This window comes from uncultured Streptococcus sp. (assembly GCF_901875575.1).
Lineage (GTDB): Bacteria > Bacillota > Bacilli > Lactobacillales > Streptococcaceae > Streptococcus.
The window spans coordinates 1-20,432 of sequence record NZ_CABFMF010000009.1 but is presented as its reverse complement, the minus strand read 5'-3'; the positions used below and the strand labels follow the sequence as shown (position 1 = coordinate 20,432).

At 40.1% G+C, this 20,432-nt stretch carries 18 protein-coding genes; 17 read left to right on the top strand and 1 reads right to left on the bottom strand.

Annotated elements, in window-relative coordinates:
- Nucleotides 1-338 precede the first annotated feature (338 nt).
- The 4 genes from QZ114_RS02065 (at nt 339) to alaS (ending at nt 5,387) form a co-directional block, all read left to right on the top strand.
- The gene (locus tag QZ114_RS02065; protein WP_295499225.1) at nt 339-1,010 is read left to right on the top strand and encodes a CPBP family intramembrane glutamic endopeptidase; all 672 of its coding nucleotides are present in this window, start codon (nt 339-341) and stop codon (nt 1,008-1,010) included.
- A gap of 197 nt (nt 1,011-1,207) precedes the next feature.
- Nucleotides 1,208-1,828: a tetratricopeptide repeat protein gene (locus QZ114_RS02060; RefSeq protein ID WP_295499223.1), complete on the top strand. Its 621-nt coding sequence runs from the start codon at nt 1,208-1,210 to the stop codon at nt 1,826-1,828.
- A 433-nt stretch (nt 1,829-2,261) separates the two neighbouring features.
- Nucleotides 2,262-2,747, top strand: a complete 486-nt coding sequence (locus QZ114_RS02055) for an LURP-one-related/scramblase family protein (RefSeq protein ID WP_295499220.1) — start codon at nt 2,262-2,264, stop codon at nt 2,745-2,747.
- A gap of 21 nt (nt 2,748-2,768) precedes the next feature.
- The gene (gene alaS / locus QZ114_RS02050) at nt 2,769-5,387 is read left to right on the top strand and encodes an alanine--tRNA ligase (RefSeq protein ID WP_295499216.1); all 2,619 of its coding nucleotides are present in this window, start codon (nt 2,769-2,771) and stop codon (nt 5,385-5,387) included.
- 89 nt (nt 5,388-5,476) lie between these two features.
- Here the strand turns inward: alaS and QZ114_RS02045 are convergent, their stop codons facing one another.
- A complete protein-coding gene (locus QZ114_RS02045; protein ID WP_295499213.1) occupies nt 5,477-6,931 on the bottom strand; it encodes an alpha-amylase in 1,455 nt (484 codons plus the stop codon).
- A gap of 176 nt (nt 6,932-7,107) precedes the next feature.
- On the opposite strand from QZ114_RS02045, the gene QZ114_RS02040 reads away from it, so the two are divergent.
- From QZ114_RS02040 to QZ114_RS01980, 13 genes are all read left to right on the top strand, one after another.
- Nucleotides 7,108-7,857 carry an ABC transporter ATP-binding protein gene (locus tag QZ114_RS02040; protein WP_295499210.1) on the top strand — a complete coding sequence of 250 codons (750 nt, stop codon included), beginning with the start codon at nt 7,108-7,110 and terminating at the stop codon, nt 7,855-7,857.
- Nucleotides 7,838-9,466 (top strand): hypothetical protein, encoded by a 1,629-nt coding sequence (locus QZ114_RS02035; protein ID WP_295499207.1) that lies wholly within the window; start codon nt 7,838-7,840, stop codon nt 9,464-9,466. Before QZ114_RS02040 ends, QZ114_RS02035 begins: the two co-directional genes overlap by 20 nt.
- Nucleotides 9,467-9,793: 327 nt before the next feature.
- The gene (locus QZ114_RS02030; protein ID WP_295499205.1) at nt 9,794-10,957 is read left to right on the top strand and encodes a class I SAM-dependent rRNA methyltransferase; all 1,164 of its coding nucleotides are present in this window, start codon (nt 9,794-9,796) and stop codon (nt 10,955-10,957) included.
- On the top strand, nt 10,954-11,631 hold the full coding sequence (gene aroD / locus QZ114_RS02025; protein ID WP_295499203.1) for a type I 3-dehydroquinate dehydratase: 678 nt from the start codon (nt 10,954-10,956) through the stop codon (nt 11,629-11,631). The genes QZ114_RS02030 and aroD overlap by 4 nt, the downstream gene beginning before the upstream one ends.
- On the top strand, nt 11,621-12,475 hold the full coding sequence (locus QZ114_RS02020) for a shikimate dehydrogenase (RefSeq protein ID WP_295499201.1): 855 nt from the start codon (nt 11,621-11,623) through the stop codon (nt 12,473-12,475). Before aroD ends, QZ114_RS02020 begins: the two co-directional genes overlap by 11 nt.
- A 15-nt stretch (nt 12,476-12,490) precedes the next feature.
- On the top strand, nt 12,491-13,558 hold the full coding sequence (gene aroB / locus QZ114_RS02015) for a 3-dehydroquinate synthase (protein ID WP_295499199.1): 1,068 nt from the start codon (nt 12,491-12,493) through the stop codon (nt 13,556-13,558).
- A gap of 9 nt (nt 13,559-13,567) precedes the next feature.
- Complete coding sequence (aroC, locus tag QZ114_RS02010) at nt 13,568-14,734, top strand: chorismate synthase (protein ID WP_295499197.1); 1,167 nt, start codon at nt 13,568-13,570, stop codon at nt 14,732-14,734.
- Nucleotides 14,735-14,743: 9 nt separating this feature from the next.
- Nucleotides 14,744-15,847 carry a prephenate dehydrogenase gene (locus QZ114_RS02005; protein ID WP_295499196.1) on the top strand — a complete coding sequence of 368 codons (1,104 nt, stop codon included), beginning with the start codon at nt 14,744-14,746 and terminating at the stop codon, nt 15,845-15,847.
- Nucleotides 15,848-15,857: 10 nt separating this feature from the next.
- The gene (locus QZ114_RS02000; RefSeq protein ID WP_295499194.1) at nt 15,858-16,196 is read left to right on the top strand and encodes a YlbF/YmcA family competence regulator; all 339 of its coding nucleotides are present in this window, start codon (nt 15,858-15,860) and stop codon (nt 16,194-16,196) included.
- A gap of 92 nt (nt 16,197-16,288) precedes the next feature.
- Nucleotides 16,289-17,572: a 3-phosphoshikimate 1-carboxyvinyltransferase gene (aroA, locus tag QZ114_RS01995; protein WP_295499192.1), complete on the top strand. Its 1,284-nt coding sequence runs from the start codon at nt 16,289-16,291 to the stop codon at nt 17,570-17,572.
- Nucleotides 17,565-18,041, top strand: a complete 477-nt coding sequence (locus QZ114_RS01990; protein WP_295499190.1) for a shikimate kinase — start codon at nt 17,565-17,567, stop codon at nt 18,039-18,041. The genes aroA and QZ114_RS01990 overlap by 8 nt, the downstream gene beginning before the upstream one ends.
- Entirely contained in the window at nt 18,038-18,886 is an 849-nt protein-coding gene (pheA, locus tag QZ114_RS01985) for a prephenate dehydratase (RefSeq protein WP_295499188.1), read from the top strand. The genes QZ114_RS01990 and pheA overlap by 4 nt, the downstream gene beginning before the upstream one ends.
- Nucleotides 18,883-20,181, top strand: a complete 1,299-nt coding sequence (locus QZ114_RS01980) for an LCP family protein (RefSeq protein ID WP_295499186.1) — start codon at nt 18,883-18,885, stop codon at nt 20,179-20,181. Before pheA ends, QZ114_RS01980 begins: the two co-directional genes overlap by 4 nt.
- Nucleotides 20,182-20,432: the final 251 nt, after the last annotated feature.

Genomic DNA, 20,432 nt, shown 5'->3' with positions numbered 1-20,432 from the left:
CAGTCAAGCTGGTTCGTTTTTTTAATAGAAGGCAATTTTTGTAATGGTATCTTTTTCTATTTTAGTTGCTGTGTTTAGTAATATGAAAATTGAGGATAAAATAGTGATAAGTGAAATAACGGCGCATTTGTTTCAAGATTTTTTTATTTGTTGCATTCTACCTCCTTCATTAAAATTTTTTAAATTGACTACTAGTTACATACGCTGTTACCTCCTTTTATGCTATAATATTCTCAATAGAATATTCAATCTCAAAATAAATATTCCTTATGGAATAATTCTATTTTATACCGTAATGAATAACCATGTCGTCCTACTAACGTTGAGGAGAAATATTTATGCCTGATTTTGCTAAAATAGATAAAAAGTCTGTATATACTACGAACATTGGTTTGTTTCTAATGGCAGTATTGTCTTTGACAAAGATAATACCTGAACTTTCTTTGTCAGGTCTCACTGTACTGATTGGTATTCTCTTTTTCTTTGTTCTTGAACATTTTGATAAAAAATCACATATAGAATCAGGTTTGCGCTTTAAATCATTTTTCGATGACCTGAAAAAACCAGGGGTAATTCTTTTGGTCTTGCTTCCTGTAGGAACCGCTGCAGCAACTTTGCTTATCGGCGATATGATATTTAAGGGCGCTTTTGCTAGTCATATTTTGGGAAGAACGGATGGTATGTTATCCTTCGATAAAATACCGCTCCTTATGGTTCAAATAGTAATCGCAGCCTTGGGGGAAGAAATTGCATGGAGAGGTTTCTTTCTTGGTAAGTCAATGAGAATTATACCATTTTGGCTTTGTGCCATTCTATCTTCTTTATTGTTCGCGATAGCCCATATTTCTAGTGGAAGCGTTGGGCTTGTAAGCTACGATATTTTCATGATTTTTGTTGATAGTATCATATATGCAATGATTTATAAAAAGTCTGGGAATTGTTTGATTTCTACACTTTCTCATATTCTTGGAAATGCAACAGGAATTCTTTTGCTAATGATGTATAGCTAGACAGATTTTAATGTTATCTAGCTAATAAAGGATTTTCATTATAGGGAGGAAATGGTCGCTATCAGCAAAAGTGGGCTAGATGACTTGATTTATAAAAGTATGGTTTATTTGATTAAGTTTCAATAGGTAAAGATTAGTATATTCTTGTTGGGTGATTCTATTTTATGAAGGTTGTTTGTAGTTGAAGGGGGAAATAGATGGACTCTAAACTTGATACAGCTTGGGACTTGTTTCTGGAGGGAAAAACATCAGAAGCTAAAAAGTTGGTTGAACAAGATTTTTCCATTGATACCTGTACAGATTTTAGCCTTTTAAATCTGATGGGGTATTTATTATTGGCAGAAAAAGACTATGCCTCGTGTACCCGTATCTTTGAGAAATACATTTTATTGGCGCAACAAAATGAAGATAAAGAAAATGAACACATTGGCTTACATCAATTAGCTATGATTTACAGAGATCAGGGGGATTTTCATAAGGCTTTAAAACTTATTGAAGATGAAAAGAAGATAGTTGAAGAGCATTTTCCAAATGATAATCTAAAGAAAGCTGTGAATAACTACGAACAGGGTTACGTGAGATTTAAATTAAACAATCTTGATGAGGCTCTTACATTCATGAATCTGTCATTGGAACAATCTTTAGAGACTGATGATGTCATTTCTCAAGCTTGTAGCCATAGAGGGTTAGGTGAAATCTATTCAGCCTTGGAAGATACGGAATTATCCAACATACATTTCAAACAAGCTATAGAACTTTTCGAAAGTGCTGGAGAATTTGAAGGAATAAAGGAAATTGAGGAATTGATTAATGAATGATTTTACATTTAGATTTTGTTATTAGTTTGCTTTATCTTAAAGAATGTAGATATGCAATTGACAGTCTAGATAATATTAAAGTGAGAGAGTGATATGTTATTTTGGATTTGTTTAATATCAACAATTATATTGGCTAATTTTATTCTCCTGAAAGATTAATCAAAGATACAGGGAATTGGTCTGATTCAAGGGAGATGATTTCCAGTTGACGCAGGCTTAAAAAAACGGTATAATACTTAAGTTGAGAATTGATTTTCAATCATCTTAGTCCAGAGAAATGGCGGTGCTGCGAGCCATCTAAGTTAGGAAGTCATGCTACTCAATCATACAATTGCATAAGAACAAGAGAATGACAAGTTCATTGAATGAAGGTGGTACCGCGGTTTTTCGCCCTTCGTGATATGAGCTTGTCTTTTGGTTTTTGGAGGTGTTGATGAAAACATTTCTTGTCAAACAAAAGTTTCGTCTTGGAGGCGAACGCTTCGCTATCAAGGATGACAGGGGAGAAATCGCCTATCAGGTAGAGGGATCATTTTTTAAGATTCCCAAAACTTTTACCATCTATGATGTTAATGGTGAACAAGTCAGTCAGATCAGTAAAGAAATCTTGACCTTGCTTCCTCGTTTTGAGATTCAGCTTCGGGATGGCTCGAGTTTTGTCATTCGCAAGAAGTTGACCTTCTGGCGAGATAAGTATGAGTTTGATAATCTAGGTCTTCATATCGAGGGCAATATCTGGGATTTGAATTTCAAATTGCTGAATGATCGCGATCAGCTGATTGCTGAAATTAAGAAGGAACTCTTCCATCTGACCTCTACTTATACCGTAACCGTCCTTGAGGACGCTTATGCAGACCTAGTCATTTCCCTCTGTGTCGCGATTGACTATGTGGAAATGCTGGAAAGCCAATCACATTAAACAAGTAAATAAGGAGACAATATGAAACAACTATCTAGTGCACAAGTACGCCAAATGTGGCTTGACTTCTGGGCGACCAAAGGTCACTCTGTAGAACCATCAGTAAGCTTGGTTCCTGTAAATGATCCAACTCTTTTGTGGATCAACTCTGGGGTAGCAACTCTTAAGAAATACTTTGACGGGACAATCATCCCTGAAAATCCACGTATTACCAATGCCCAAAAGGCTATTCGTACCAACGATATTGAAAACGTAGGGAAGACTGCACGTCACCATACCATGTTTGAAATGCTGGGGAACTTCTCTATCGGGGATTACTTCCGTGATGAAGCCATCACTTGGGCTTATGAGCTTTTGACAAGCCCTGAATGGTTTGATTTTCCAGCTGAAAAACTTTACATGACCTACTATCCAGAAGACAAAGATTCATACAACCGTTGGATTGAAGTGGGAGTAGATCCAAGTCACTTGATCCCAATCGAAGATAACTTCTGGGAAATCGGTGCGGGACCTTCTGGGCCTGATACAGAGATTTTCTTTGACCGTGGAGAAGCTTTTGACCCAGAAAATATCGGTCTTCGTCTCCTTGCAGAAGATATTGAAAACGACCGTTACATCGAAATCTGGAACATCGTTTTGTCACAATTTAACGCAGACCCTGCTGTTCCTCGTAGCGAGTACAAGGAATTGCCACACAAGAACATTGATACGGGCGCTGGTTTGGAGCGTTTGGTTGCGGTTATCCAAGGGGCTAAGACAAACTTTGAAACAGACCTCTTCATGCCGATTATTCGTGAAGTGGAGAAATTGTCTGGTAAGGTTTATGACCAAGATGGCGACAACATGAGCTTTAAGGTTATTGCAGACCATATTCGTTCTTTGTCATTTGCCATCGGTGATGGTGCCCTTCCAGGAAATGAAGGTCGTGGTTATGTCCTTCGTCGTCTCCTCCGTCGTGCTTCAATGCATGGTCAAAAATTGGGGATCAATGAGCCTTTCCTTTACAAACTCGTTCCAACTGTTGGGAAAATCATGGAAAGCTACTACCCAGAAGTGCTTGAGAAATGTGACTTTATCGAGAAAATCGTTAAGAGCGAAGAAGAATCATTTGCTCGTACCCTTCACTCAGGTCAACACTTTGCCCAAGGCATTGTAGCTGACTTGAAAGAAAAAGGTCAATCTGTCATTGCTGGTTCAGATGTATTTAAACTTTACGACACTTATGGATTCCCAGTTGAATTGACAGAAGAAATCGCTGAAGAAGCTGGTATGACTGTGGATCGTGAAGGATTTGAAGCAGCCATGAAAGAACAGCAAGAACGCGCGCGTGCCTCAGCTGTCAAGGGTGGTTCAATGGGAATGCAAAATGAAACCCTTCAAAACATCACAGTGGAAAGCCGCTTTAACTATGAAGCATCTCAATTGTCTTCTAAATTGGTCGCTATCGTGGCTGACAATGCAGAAGTAGAAGCTGTGTCGGAAGGAACTGCCTCTCTTATCTTTGCGGAAACGCCATTCTATGCTGAAATGGGTGGACAGGTAGCTGACCACGGACAAATCTTGGATGAGACTGGTTCAGTTGTGGCTACTGTCACAAATGTTCAAAAAGCACCAAACGGACAAGCTCTTCATACAGTTGAAGTCCTTGCACCGCTTGCCTTGAACCAAGAATATACCTTGGCAATTGATAGCAATCGTCGTCACCGTGTCATGAAAAACCACACTGCAACTCACTTGCTTCACGCTGCCCTTCACAATATCCTTGGAAACCACGCGACACAAGCAGGATCTCTTAACGAAGTCGAATTCCTTCGCTTTGACTTTACTCATTTCCAAGCAGTAACTGCTGAAGAATTGCGTGCTATTGAACAGCAAGTCAACGAGAAAATCTGGGAAACTCTTGAAGTGAAGACAGTTGAAACGGATATTGACACTGCTAAAGAAATGGGAGCTATGGCCCTCTTTGGTGAGAAATACGGCAAGGAAGTTCGTGTTGTTACTATCGGTGATTACTCTATCGAACTTTGTGGTGGTACCCACGTTGGCAACACTTCTGAAATTGGTCTCTTCAAGATTGTCAAAGAAGAAGGGATTGGTTCAGGAACTCGCCGTATCTTGGCAGTGACTGGTAAGGAAGCCTTTGAAGCTTACCGTGAACAAGAAGATGCTCTTAAAGCCGTTGCAGCAACCTTGAAAGCACCTCAACTTAAAGAAGTACCTCACAAGGTAGAAGGACTTCAAGAACAACTTCGTCAATTGCAAAAAGAAAATGCTGAGTTGAAAGAAAAAGCCGCAGCGGCTGCTGCAGGCGATATCTTCAAGGATGTGAAGGAAGTCAATGGTCACCGTTACATTGCTAGCCAAGTATCTGTATCTGACGCTGGTGCCCTTCGTACTTTTGCGGATAACTGGAAACAAAAAGACTACTCTGATCTTCTTGTCCTCGTTGCTGCTATCGGTGACAAAGTCAATGTCCTTGTAGCAAGCAAGACAAAAGACCTTCATGCAGGAAACCTTGTCAAAGAATTAGCACCAATCGTCAATGGACGTGGTGGTGGTAAACCAGACATGGCCATGGCAGGAGGAAGCAACCAAGCTAAGATCCAAGAATTGTTGGATGCAGTAGCAGGTAAATTGTAAGAAAACAAAGATCTATCCATTTGGGTAGGTCTTTTTGTGAATGCAAAAAAGCCAAATCCGATTGGACCTGGCTTGGTTATTGTGAGCTATTAGATTGTATTGACTGCCCAGACACTTACGGATCTAGCTGAGACTGGGAATTGTCCATAACCTTCCTCATCGACTGTAACTTGACCTTGGTGATTTCCAAGTAAATCTACAAAAGTTTGGTTAGCCCATTCTTGGCCGACAAACATTGACTTGCTGTTTTCTTGGTCATTTGAGATAAGAACTGCGATTGGGGATTGATGTTCAGAACCTGAACGTACCCAACCGATACAGTTAGCATGGTCAAAGTAGTCTGTTTGTTCTCCATAGGCCAAATCTTTTCGGATGGCTAGGAGATGGTCAAGGACTTCTTTGAAATCTTCTTGGGCATACTGCCCTGAAATTCCATAGTAGTCTCCGTAAAAGACACATGGAAGACCGTCTTGGCGTAAGAGAATAAGGGCATAGGCTGCTGGTTTGAACCACTCTTCAATAGTAGACTCAAGAGCTTGTCCTCGTTGGGTATCGTGGTTGTCAACAAAGGTTACAGCCTTGTCGGGTTTGAGTTCAACCAAGCTATCTGTGAAAATGCCACGAAGGTCATAGTTTGCGCCAGCTTGACTGGCTTCAAAGAGATTCTGGTGGAGACGAACATCAACAAGGTCGAATCGTTCTTCCGTTTTTTCAAGATAGTCTAGATTGGCTTCCTTGTCAGGATTCCAGAATTCACCAAAAACATAGAAATCCTCACCGTATTTTTCCTTCATATCTCGGATGAAATTGCGCATGAAGAAAGAGTCGATGTGTTTGACGGCATCCAAGCGAAAACCAGCTACACCAGTCGTTTCCATGAACCAGTCAGCCCAGTCATAGATATTTTGGATGACTTCAGGATGTTTAAAGTCTAGGTCAGCATACATGAGGTAGTCGTAGTTTCCATTTTCATTATCGACTAATTCCTCATTTGCCCAGCCCTTATTATCCCCTTGGATCAGATAAATCCCAGACTTACGACGTTTGGCATCGTAATCTGTACCTGTGAAGTGGTACCAGTGCCAGTGAAAGTCATTGTAGGTATCTTGGCGACCATCGAAGGTAAAGCTAGTCCAGCCATTGATGGTAAAGGGGTCTCCAAGTTCAACTGTACGGTCTACAGGATCCACTTCGATAACCTGAAAGGCTTCCCTGTGATCGGCAGCAGCCTTGTGGTTGAGAACTACATCGGCCATAGGTTGAATTCCCTGCGTTTTAAGGGCTTGAATGGCTTGAAGATAGTCTTCTTTGAAACCATACTTGGTGCGGACAGTCCCTTTTTGGTTGAACTCTCCTAAGTCGAATAAGTCATAGACACCATAGCCGACATCTTTTTCATTGGTTGCCTTAAAAGCTGGTGGCATCCAGACGTGGCTGATTCCCAGATCAGCTAGGTGTTGAGCATCTTCAGCCAGACGCGTCCAGTGCTGACCGTCGTGGGGCAGATACCATTCAAAGTATTGCATGAGTGTTTGATTTTTCATTGTTTTTCCTCTGACATGTTGGTGATGATTTATTTTATCATAAACTACCTAACACCGCAAACGTTTGCGCAACGTCTGAAACAATCTTTTCGACTATTTTATCAAAAGTGTTGATTTTTTTGTATCAAAGTGCTAGTATAACAGTATGTAATATAGATAAAGATAGGAGTCAGACCATGATTGAATTTCAAAATGTTAGTAAGTTGTATGGTGATAAAGAGGCCTTGAGCAATCTCAATTTGCAGATTAAAAATGGAGAGATTATGGGCTTGATTGGCCATAATGGTGCTGGAAAATCGACCACCATAAAATCTCTAGTCAGTATTATTTCACCCACTGATGGTCGGATTTTGGTAGATGGATTGGATTTATCGGAAAATCGCTTGGCTATTAAACGAAAGATTGGCTACGTTGCAGATTCACCTGACTTATTTTTACGATTAACAGCTAATGAATTTTGGGAATTGGTTGCTTCCTCCTATGATATGAGTAGCTCTGACTTGGAGGCTAGTTTAGCTAGGCTGTTGACTATTTTTGATTTTGCTGAAAATCGCTATCAGGTTATTGAAACCTTTTCTCACGGAATGCGTCAGAAAGTCTTTGTGATAGGGGCGCTCTTGTCTGATCCTGATATTTGGGTCTTGGACGAACCCTTGACTGGTTTGGATCCCCAGGCTGCCTTTGATTTGAAGCAAATGATGAAGGAACATGCACAAAAAGGTAAGACTGTACTTTTTTCAACCCATGTCCTAGAGGTAGCCGAGCAAGTCTGTGATCGGATTGCCATTTTGAAAAAGGGGCATCTGATTTATTGTGGTAGTGTAGAGGACTTGAGAAAAGACCATCCAGACCAGTCTTTGGAAAGTATCTACCTTAGTCTTGCCGGTAGAAAAGAGGAGGTTGCAGATGCGTCTCAAGGTCATTAAAAAATTAGTTGATATCAATATCCTTTATTCATCAAATGAGACGAACCTAGCAAATCTACGCAAAAAACAAGCTAAGAATCCCGATAAAAAGGTTGATGTGTCAGGGAAATTGTTGCGTTCTTATCTTGTTTCTAGTTTGTTGCTACTCCTCTTATTTTCGAATCTAGTTTTTCGTTATCCTTTTGAGGAAGTTCCCAGTCTATTTAGTAATATGGTTGCTATTTTTCTAGTTATTGTCTTTTCTAATAGTTTAACAGCCTTTTACAATGTTTTTTATGAGAGTAAGGACTTGGCCTCTTATAGTCCTTATGCCTTTAAAGAATCAGAAATTATGCTTGCAAAAGGAATATCTGTTCTTTTGCCGTCTTTAGTTGGACTTGTCCCTATCTTAGCTTATTTTCTGGTTCTTTATCTTCGATTAGCTCCTTCTCTTTGGTTGGGCTTGCCTTTGATGTTGCTGTCCTTAGCTTTATTATTTGTCTCAGTTGGTCTAGGGATGGTCTTGGCAGTCCATTTTTTGGCCCAGACAGCATTTTTCAGAAAGCACCAGTCTCTTTTATCTAATGTCATGATTGGTCTAGGGTTATTATTCCCTATGATACTGGTTTTCTATTCAAATTCAGGAGCTAGTATAGAGACAGTTAGAGAAGTCCCAACCCTCTTTTATCCTCTTCATATCTTTTATAAAATAGCAGTAGAGCCTTTTTCTCTTGAATCCATCTTTGGATTACTGGCTTGGATAGCAGCAACTGTTTTGCTACTTTATCTAACAAAAAAGAAGGTTGTTCCTCAATTTTATCAAGTTGTTATGACCAACAGTGAAGAAAAAATCAGAAAAGAGCGTCGTAGCAAACAAAGCATTTCCATAACTAAAAAAGGTTTTTTCCGTACGGTGTTACGCTATAACCTCTCCCTCTTGGGACAGGGGACTAGCTTGGTGACAGTGCTTTTTACAAGTACTTTCCTGCCTTATTTCTTTATGATAGGCTTAATATCTAAGATTAGGGATTCCCAGCTTGTTCCAGAAATAAATGCACAATACTGGTTGCCCTTGTTTTTTGTGGGAGTGTTTATAGCAGTTTTAAATAACAATATCACAAGTCTATCTTCAATCGGGTTATCTCTGGAGAGGGAAAATTTTGATTTTCTTAAGAGTTTGCCTTTTGATTTTACTCGTTATGTGAAAGTGAAATTTTGGATTATATTTGCAGTCCAGTCCCTCTTACCTATCTTGACTTTACTTGGTCTTTCCCTTTATTTAGGATTGCCCATTCTTTCAATGATTTACCTTCTTGTGGCATGGTTCCTTGCTAGTGTCATCCTTTCTTGCCATCATTATTTTAAGGATGTGAAAAATCTGTCAACCAATTGGAGTAGTATTACGGACTTGGTGAATCGTTCAAATGGTATAGTTGCAATAGTTTTATTGTTTATATATAGTGCAATCCTAATGGCCCTTGTAATTGGGAGCTTATTCTTGGTTCAGTCTCTCTCTCCTATTCTTGCAATTAGTTTAGGACTTGTAAGTTTTATACTTCTGCTTGGCCTTAGCATTTTTAGCTACCATTATTATTTTAGACGTATAGTGGAACATTTAGATAGGATGTAACTCTTGTCACAAGATAGTGCTTTATTGATGACATGAGTCTGAGAAAAAAATTTTGATTTTTGAAATTCTTTATTATAGAATCGATAGATTAGACAAAAAAGCGAACAAAACAGAATTCTGAGTGTCAGATAACTCGTTTTGTTCGCTTTTTATATTTAATGTTAGACTTTTGTCCCAGACTCATTTTATTTTCTTAGGATAGTGAAGATGAAGAGTGTATTTCATAAATTCATACTCCTAGGATAATGACTTTTATGTCATAATCCCATAAAGCTAAGGAAAGTTTCTGTTTTGTGAATTGTCTAAAAATTTGATATAATGGTAGTTATGAATAGAATAAGAGTTAGCAGAAGAGTTGAAAAAAAGCTTGCTAAAGGCTTGGTTCTTTTGGAAGCAAGTGATCTTGCAGATATCGATCTGCTGGATCAAGCAGTCCAAGTTCACAATCAAGATGGGAAGTATCTTGGTAGCGCCTATCTTTCTCAGCAGAATAAGGGAATCGGTTGGTTTATCAGCAAGGAGAAGGTTGACTTTACTCAGTCCTTCTTTGAAAGTCTCTTTAAACAAGCTAAAGAAAAGAGACGGGCTTACTATCAAGATGAATGCACAACAGCCTTTCGCTTATTTAACCAAGAGGGAGATGGCTTTGGTGGCCTCACTATTGACCTATATGGTGACTATGCAGTTTTTTCTTGCTACAACTCTTATATTTACCAGATTCGTCCTCTTATTTTAGAAGCCTTTAAACAGGTTTTTCCTGAAGTTTTAGGGGCTTATGAGAAGATTCGATTTAAGGGACTGGACTATGAGTCTGCCCATCTTTATGGGCAAGAAGCTCCGGAGTTTTTTACAGTTCTTGAAAATGGCGTTGCTTATCAAGTCTTTATGAATGACGGTTTGATGACTGGGATTTTCCTAGATCAGCACGAGGTTCGTGGTAGTCTAGTTGACGGGTTGGCTATGGGCAAATCCTTGCTCAACATGTTTTCTTATACGGCAGCCTTCTCTGTAGCAGCAGCTATGGGAGGGGCAAGCGAGACCACTTCTGTTGATTTGGCCAAACGTTCTAGAGAATTGTCTCAAGCACATTTTGAGGCCAATGGGCTTAGTACAGACCATCACCGTTTTATTGTCATGGATGTTTTTGAATATTTCAAGTATGCCAAGCGAAAAAGTTTGAGTTATGACGTGATTGTGCTAGATCCACCTAGTTTTGCTCGTAATAAAAAACAAACCTTCTCTGTAGCCAAGGACTATCATAAATTGATTTCTCAAAGTTTAGAGATTTTAAATCCGGGAGGTATAATCATTGCTAGCACGAATGCTGCCAATGTTTCCCGTCAAAAATTTATAGAACAAATTGATAGAGGCTATGCAGGAAGAAGTTACCAGATATTGAATCAATATGGTCTTCCAGCAGATTTTGCCTATAATAAAAAAGATGAAAGTAGTAATTACCTCAAGGTGATTAGCATGAAGGTTCTTAAATGAAATTAATCGTTTCAGTAATGCCAAAAAGTTTAGAGGAGGCCCAGGTACTAGATGTAGCCAGGTACCAAGATGCCGACATAATTGAATGGCGAGCAGATTTCCTCGCCAAGGATACTATTTTACAGGTAGCTCCAGCAATATTTGAAAAATTTGCAGGTCGTGAACTGGTTTTCACCTTGCGGACTCGCTTTGAAGGTGGTGAAATTGACCTCTCTCCAGAAGAATATGTCCAAATTATCAAGGAAGTGACTCAACTCTATCAACCAGATTATGTTGATTTTGAGTATTTTAGTTATAAGGAAGTATTTGAGGAAATGTTGGATTTTCCAAATCTTATTTTGAGTTATCACAATTTCCAGGAAACTCCAGAAAATATGATGGAAATCTTGTCTGAGTTGACTGCTTTAAATCCTAAAGTTGTAAAACTTGCTGTCATGGCTCATACGGAGCAAGATGTTTTAGACTTGATGAATTACACCCGAGGCTTTAAAACCCTCAATCCAGAGCAGGAATTTGTGACTATTTCCATGGGCAAGATGGGGAAAGTATCTCGAATTGCCGCTGATATGATGGGCTCTGCCTGGTCATTTGCTAGTTTGGATGAAGCCAGTGCCCCTGGTCAGATTTCCCTAGCTAATATGATAAAAATCAGGGAGATTTTGGATGAAGCTTGATGGCTATACTCGTTTAGCTGCAGTTGTGGCCAATCCTATCAAGCACTCAATTTCCCCTTTCATCCACAATACGGCTTTTGAAGCAACAGCTACCAATGGTGTTTATGTTGCCTGGGAAATTGAGACTAGTGATTTGGAACAAACAATCAGAAATATTCGTCGCTACCAGATGTTTGGAATCAATCTCTCTATGCCCTACAAGGAACAAGTCATTCCCTATTTGGATGAATTGAGTGATGAAGCCCACTTAATCGGTGCTGTCAACACAGTTGTGAATCATGATGGAATCTTAGTTGGATATAATACAGATGGCAAGGGATTTTTTAAGAGCTTGCCTTCTTTTACAATTACAGGTAAAAAGATGACCCTGCTAGGAGCAGGAGGGGCAGCCAAGTCTATTTTGGCCCAAGCTATTTTAGACGGTGCTAATCAGATTTCTGTCTTTGTTCGCGAGAGCTCAATGGAAAAAACTAAATCTTACTTAGGTAGATTAGAAGAACAAACAGGCTTTAAGGTGGACTTGTATGCTTTAGAAGATGTTTCTGAACTGCAAGCAAGGATTGCCGAGTCGGATTTGCTGGTTAATGCCACCAGTGTGGGCATGGATGGCCAATCCTCTCCTGTTCCTGAAAGCATAGTCTTACCAGAAACTATCTTAGTAGCAGATATCATTTACAAGCCTTTTGAAACGCCTTTTTTGAAGTGGGCTAGAAGTCAGGGGAATCCAGGGGTTAATGGTCTAGGAATGTTGCTCCATCAAGCTGCAGAAGCTTTTCAACTATGGACAGGAAAAGAAATGCCGACAGAAGTTATTTGGCAGTCTTTACAAGAAAAATACCAATAAAGAAAAGGAGCCTTTATGAAAATAAGAGTCGATATTCCGCATCATCCTTACGATATTGAGATTGAAAAAGGTTGTCTTTCACAGGCAGGCAAGTGGTTGCGGAAACTCTGGCAACCTCAAAAAGTGGTTATCGTGACAGACAACCATGTAGCCTCTCTTTATGCTGAGAAGGTCAAACTCAGTTTAGAAGATGCTGGTTTTCAAGTTGCAGTTTTTGATTTTTTAGAAGGTGAAGAACGAAAAAATCTGACTACCGTTCAGAAAGTTTATGAATTTCTTGTCAAGAAAGGTCTGACACGTAGTGATGGGATTGTTGCCTTAGGTGGTGGTGTTGTCGGTGACTTAGCTGGTTTTGTAGCTTCTACCTATATGAGGGGCATTCATTTTGTTCAGATTCCGACCAGTTTGACTGCCCAAGTGGATTCCTCTATCGGTGGAAAGACCGGTGTCAACACACCTTTCGCTAAAAATATGGTGGGAACCTTTGCTCAACCAGATGGAATACTAATTGATCCGCTTGTCCTTGAAACTTTGGGTAAAAGAGAGTTGATTGAAGGCATGGGCGAAGTTATCAAGTATGGCTTGATTGAGGATGTAGAACTCTGGAATCTCTTGACTGAGATGGATGGTTCTGTGGAAAGCATTCTGGAAAATTCGGAACGATTAATTGAACATTCATGCCAAGTTAAGCGCAAGATGGTGGTTGAAGATGAGTTGGACAACGGTGTTCGACTTTATCTAAACTTTGGTCATACTATTGGCCATGCCATTGAAGCGACTGCTGGCTATGGTCGTGTGATGCATGGAGAGGCTGTGGCTATGGGTATGGTTCAGATTTCCAAGGTGGCTGAGGAAAAAGGTCTCATGCCTGAAGGCATTACTCAGTCTATCTCAGAAATGTGCCAGAAGTTTGATTTGCCTATCGCTTATGAAAATTGGGACATAGATAAGCTCTATCAAACTCTGACTCATGATAAGAAGGCACGAGGCAATACCTTGAAATTGGTTTTGGTACCGGAGATCGGCTCGGCGACCATTCATCCAGTTTCTTTTGAAGAGATGAAAGACTATTTGGTGAAATAAGGAGATTCTATGAGATATTTAACAGCAGGAGAATCGCATGGACCACGTCTGACCGCTATTATAGAAGGTATTCCGGCTGGACTTCCTTTAACAGCTGAGGATATCAATGAAGACCTCAAACGACGTCAAGGTGGCTATGGTCGAGGTGGTCGTATGAAAATCGAGAGTGATCAGGTTGTCTTTACCTCTGGTGTTCGTCACGGGAAAACGACAGGGGCTCCAATCACTATGGATGTCATCAATAAAGACCATCAAAAATGGTTAGACATCATGGCTGCTGAAGACATTGAAGATCGACTCAAAAGTAAACGTAAAATCACTCATCCTCGTCCAGGTCATGCGGATTTGGTTGGTGGTATCAAGTACCGTTTTGATGACTTGCGAAATTCTTTGGAGCGTTCATCAGCTCGTGAAACCACCATGCGAGTGGCGGTCGGAGCAGTGGCGAAACGGCTCTTGGCTGAACTTGATATGGAGATTGCCAATCATGTCGTGGTCTTTGGTGGCAAGGAAATTGCTGTTCCTGAAAATCTAACAGTGGCTCAAATAAAAGAACTGGCTGCTCAGTCAGAGGTTTCCATTGTCAACAAAGAACGGGAGCAAGAAATCAAAGATTATATCGATCAAATCAAACGTGACGGGGATACCATTGGTGGAGTAGTAGAGACGGTTGTTGGAGGTGTTCCAGTCGGCCTTGGTTCCTATGTTCAGTGGGATAGGAAACTAGACGCCAAACTTGCTCAAGCAGTTGTTTCTATCAATGCCTTTAAAGGAGTAGAATTTGGTCTTGGCTTTGAAGCTGGTTACCGTAAAGGAAGCCAAGTTATGGATGAAATTCTCTGGTCTAAAGAAGACGGCTATACCCGCCGTACCAACAATCTGGGTGGCTTCGAAGGTGGTATGACTAATGGGCAACCCATCGTTGTTCGTGGTGTCATGAAACCTATTCCGACTTTATACAAACCACTCATGAGTGTGGATATCGAAACCCATGAGCCCTACAAGGCGACCGTGGAGAGAAGTGACCCGACCGCTCTTCCGGCTGCAGGTGTCGTCATGGAAGCTGTAGTGGCTACAGTCTTGGCTCAGGAAATTCTAGAGAAGTTCTCATCGGATAATCTTGAAGAATTAAAGGAAACTGTTGCTAAACACCGAGAGTATACAAAGAACTATTAAGGAGTCCCTATGGCAAAAACAATCTATATCGCAGGTCTCGGTTTGATTGGTACCTCTATGGCGCTGGGTATCAAGCGCGATCATCCTGATTATGAGATTTTGGGTTATAATCGAAGTCAGACTTCGAGAAAGATTGCCTTGGAGCGAGGAATGGTTGACTGTGTGACGGATGATTTTGCCAGTTTTGCACCTTTAGCAGATGTTATCATACTCTGCTTGCCAATTAAGCAGACAGTGACTTTTATTAAAGATTTAGCAAACATGGATTTAAAAGAGGGAGTCATTATCTCAGATGCTGGTTCTACCAAGTCAGCCATTGTGGATGCGGCGGAGCAGTATCTGGCTGGCAAATCTTTTCGATTTATCGGCGCTCACCCCATGGCAGGTAGTCATAAGACTGGTGCTGTATCTGCAGATGTCAATCTTTTTGAAAATGCCTATTATATCTTTACACCGTCTAGTCTGACGACTCCAGATACCCTTGAAGAAATGAAGGACTTGCTTTCGGGTCTTCATGCCCGCTTTATCGAGATTGATGCCAAGGAACACGATCGTGTAACCTCTCAGATTAGCCATTTTCCTCATATCTTGGCCTCAAGTCTCATGGAGCAGACTGCAATCTATGCTGAGAAACATGAGATGGCAAGGTACTTTGCTGCAGGTGGTTTTCGCGACATGACTCGAATAGCAGAGAGCGAGCCAGGTATGTGGACTTCCATCCTCTTGTCCAATCGAGAGATTATTCTTGAGCGGATTGAAAATTTTAAGGAACGTTTGGATGTGATTGGTCAGGCCATTAGTCAAGGGGATGAAGATCACATCTGGAACTTTTTCAACCAAGCACGTGAGCAACGTCAAGCCATGGAAATCCATAAGCGTGGCGGTGTGGATAGTTCTTATGACCTCTTTGTAGACGTTCCCGATGAAGAAGATGTCATCCTAAGAATCTTGGAATTGCTTAGAGGAACATCCTTGGTTAATATTCATATCAACGAGGAAAACCGTGAAGACGTTCACGGTATCCTACAAATTTCATTTAGAAATGCTCAAGATCTAGAAAGAGCACAGCAAGTCATTACACAAAATACAGACTACACAGTAGTCGTCAAATAAGGAGAAAATCATGTCAAATATTTACGATAGTGCAAATGAACTCAGTCGCGGTCTACGCGAATTACCAGAATACAAGGCTGTTAAAACAGCTAAAGATGCGATTTCAGCAGATGCCGAGGCCAGCAAAATCTTTACAGACTATGTTGCCTTTCAAGAAGAAATTCAAAAATTGGTCCAAACAGGGCAAATTCCTGATGCTAGCTTTCAAGAGAAAATGGAAAGCTTCGGTAAGCAAATTCAAGGTAATAACCTCTTATCAGAATTCTTCACCAAGCAACAACAACTTTCTATTTATCTATCCGATATTGAAAAAATTGTCTTTGAACCCGTTTCAGAATTGCTAAAATAATAAAATAACTAGCATAAAGTCAGGAATTTTTAAGGAATTTCTGGCTTTTTTATGATAAAATAAGTAAAAGTATTGATAGTATGAGGACCAGTATGAGATTAAAAACGAACATTAGCCACTTACGAGGGAGTATCCGAGTCCCAGGTGATAAATCGATTAGCCATCGCTCGATAATCTTTGGAAGTTTAGCAGAAGGTGAGACTAAGGTTTATGATATTTTACGTGGAGAGGATGTCCTTTCAACCATGCAGGTTTTTCGTGATCTTGGTGTTGAGATTGAAGACAAGGACGGTGTCATTACCATTCAAGGTGTGGGGATGACTGGGTTAAAAGCTCCGAAAAAACCACTAGATATGGGGAACTCTGGAACATCTATTCGTCTAATTTCTGGTGTTCTGGCGGGTGCTGATTTCGAAGTTGAGATGTTTGGAGATGATAGTCTTTCAAAACGTCCTATGGATCGTGTGACGCTTCCCTTAACCAAAATGGGAGCTAAGATTTCAGGTCAGACTGAAAGAGATCTACCTCCACTTCATTTGAAAGGCAGTAAAAACTTAACTCCTATTGAATATGAATTACCAATTGCCTCTGCTCAGGTTAAGTCAGCCTTGATTTTTGCAGCACTTCAGGCCCATGGTCAGTCTATCATAGTTGAGAAAGAACGTACCCGTAACCATACAGAAGATATGCTTCATCAGTTTGGTGGTCATTTAAATCTTGAAGGTAAGAAGATTACCGTTCAAGGTCCACAAAAACTGACGGGGCAAAAGGTTGTGGTGCCAGGAGATATTTCCAGTGCTGCTTTTTGGTTGGTTGCAGGTTTGATTGTTCCAAATTCTCGTGTAGAACTTAAGAATGTTGGGATTAATGAAACGCGTACAGGGATTCTAGATGTGATACGTGCCATGGGTGGAAAACTTGAGCTGACAGATATTGATCCAATCGCAAAATCGGCTACTTTAATTGTTGAAACGTCTGATTTGAAAGGGACAGAAATCGGTGGTGCCTTGATTCCACGCTTGATTGATGAATTACCAATTATTGCTCTTCTTGCAACTCAAGCAGAGGGAGTAACGGTAATCAAGGATGCTGAAGAACTTAAAGTAAAAGAAACTGATCGGATTCAGGTGGTAGCAGATGTACTCAACAGCATGGGATCTGACATTACCCCAACAGCAGACGGGATGCTTATTAAAGGAAAATCTAGTCTTCATGGTGCCAAAGTCAATACCTTTGGTGACCACCGTATCGGCATGATGGCGGCAATTGCAGCCCTTCTAGTAAAAGAAGGTGAAGTTGACCTTAATCGAGCAGAATCCATCAATACCAGTTATCCAAGCTTCTTCAACGATTTGGAGAGTTTAATGCATGGCTAAGATATTATTGGGATTTATGGGAGCAGGCAAGTCCACCATAGCCAAAGCTTTAGATCCAGATTATCTAGATATGGATGCCTTAATCGAGAAACGCTTAGGTACGTCCATTGCGGAATTTTTTGCTGAAAAGGGAGAAGGTGCCTTTCGTCAAGTAGAATCAGAACTTCTTGCTAAGTTAGTGAAGACTGATCGAGTCCTTTCCACAGGTGGGGGAGTAGTTATTTCTCCTCTAAATCGGGATTTGCTCAAGCAAAATCCTGATACAATCTACCTGAAAGCAGACTTTGAAATTCTCTATCAACGAATCTCAGCCGACAAAAATAATCAGCGTCCTCTTTTTCTAAGTAAAACTAAGGAGGAACTGCAAAAGATTTTTCAAGAAAGAGAATCTTGGTACGAGGAAGTTGCAAGTAAGGTTATCGATGTGACCAGACTGAGCCCAGAGGAAATTGCAGAGGAATTAAGATGAAAATTGCTTATTTAGGTCCCAAAGGATCTTTTTCTCACCATGTTGTTAAAACAGCTTTTCCAGACGAGGATTTGTTTGCTTTTGCAAATATTACGGACGTCATTAAGGCCTATGAGAATGGTTTGGTAGATTATTCAGTGGTGCCAGTCGAAAATTCCATCGAAGGCAGCGTCCATGAAACCTTGGATTATCTGTTTCATCAGGCTCGAATTCAAGCAGTAGCTGAAATTGTTCAACCTATTCATCAACAATTGATGGTTGTACCAGGTCAATCTAGGATTGAGAAGATTTTTTCCCATCCCCAGGCATTGGCTCAGGGTAAAAAATATATAGATAATCATTATCCAAATGTCAAAATGGAAGTAACTGCTAGTACTGCCTATGCCGCCCGTTTTATTTCAGAACATCCGGATCAACCTTATGCGGCGATTGCACCTAAAAGTTCTGCACTGGAATATGGTCTTAATGTGATTGCCGAAGATATTCAGGAGATGGAAGCCAATTATACCCGTTTTTGGGTTCTGGGGATAAATCTACCACCAATCCCTTTGAATGAATCATCTGAAAAAATGACTTTTGCTCTGACCTTACCAGATAATTTGCCAGGAGCACTCTACAAGGCACTTTCAACTTTTGCCTGGAGAGGTATTAATATGACAAAGATTGAAAGTAGACCTCTGAAGACAGCCTTGGGTGAGTACTTCTTTATCTTAGATGTGGATTTTACTGAGAAAGAGTTGGTGCATTTTGCTAAGAAAGAATTGGAGGCAGTAGGTATTTGCTACAAGATTCTAGGCACTTATCCTATTTATACTATAGTTGAGAAAGGAGAGATTAGAAGATGAGTAAAGAAAATCCTTTAAATCACCATGAACAGTTGCGATATGATTATCTCTTTAAAAATATCTATTATTTAAACGAAAGAGAAAAAAAGGAATTTGACTATCTTCAAACCAAGATCAATAGAGCTAGTAGTGATACTATCGGAGAAAAAAAGGAAGTTTTAGAGCCTTTGGTGCCTCCATATCCTAATGCTTCTCTTCCTATATATAGTAATCGTAGCCGGTCTAAGAAACATTCTAAAAAAGATCCAGTCCCAAAAGTTAAAAAACCGAAAAGAAAACTACGCTTGGGTCGTCTCTTTGTTGGCTTCCTTGCTATTCTATCATGTGTAGCATTGGGCATGATTTTCATGTTTCTAAGAGGATACCAAAATGCCACTAATCCTGAGAAAACTACTAATGCTAAAGCAGCTCAAGTAGAAGTGTTTAACGGTCAAGATACCAAAGATGGGGTGAATATTTTGATCATGGGAACGGATGGACGTATTGGTCAAAATAGTGCTGAAACACGTACGGACTCTATTATGGTTTTAAACGTTGGAGGTGCGGATAAGAAAATCAAGATGGTCAGCTTCATGCGTGATAATTTGGTATATATAGATGGCTATAGTAAAGTTACAGCTGGGAAAAGACAGACTGATAATAAGTTAAACGTAGCCTATGAACTAGGTGAACAAGAAGGACAAAAAGGGGCTGAGATGGTCCGCAAAGTTCTAAAAGATAACTTTGATCTGGATATCAAATACTACGCTCTAGTAGATTTCCAAGCTTTCGCAACTGCCATTGATACCCTTTTTCCTGATGGGGTAACTATCGATGCTCAATTTTCAACCTTAAATGGACAAGCTCTTACTGCAGCTACTGTTGGAGATGATTTACATGCAACTGAAACGGAGTCCCCTACTCAGACTATTAAAGTTGGGAAACAACAAATGAATGGTTCAACTTTACTTAATTATGCTCGCTTCCGTGATGATGATGAGGGAGATTATGGTCGTACTAAAAGACAACAGCAGGTGATGTCAGCTGTTCTGGAGCAGATCAAAGATCCAACTAAGCTATTTACAGGATCAGAAGCACTTGGTAAGGTTTTTGCTATGACGTCAACCAATACTCCATATACATTTCTTTTGACAAATGGATTACCAGTCTTACAAGGTGTTCAAAATGGAATAGAAAAGGTTACTGTTCCAGAACTTGGAGATTGGGTTGATGCCTATGATGTTTATGGAGGTATGGGACTTTTAGTTGATCAAAATAAATACAAAACAAAACTAGCCCATATGGGAATGAGATAAACAAAGATAGGAGAATCAAAGTTTGAAGGCTATTTATCTAGCAATCAGGGCTAAATTCCCAAACTAAGTTCCACTGCTAGTAGAAGTGGAAGTTAGTCTGAGAAAAATCATAAAAACCAGTGGAATTCCGTGTCAGGGTAAGTTCCACTGGTTTTAGTCATGCTTGATTTCATCGCTTTTGTAGCCAAAAGGAATCGAAAAAAAGAGCGCACAAAATCCCCTCATCTGAAAGCATTTCAGATTAAGTTCCG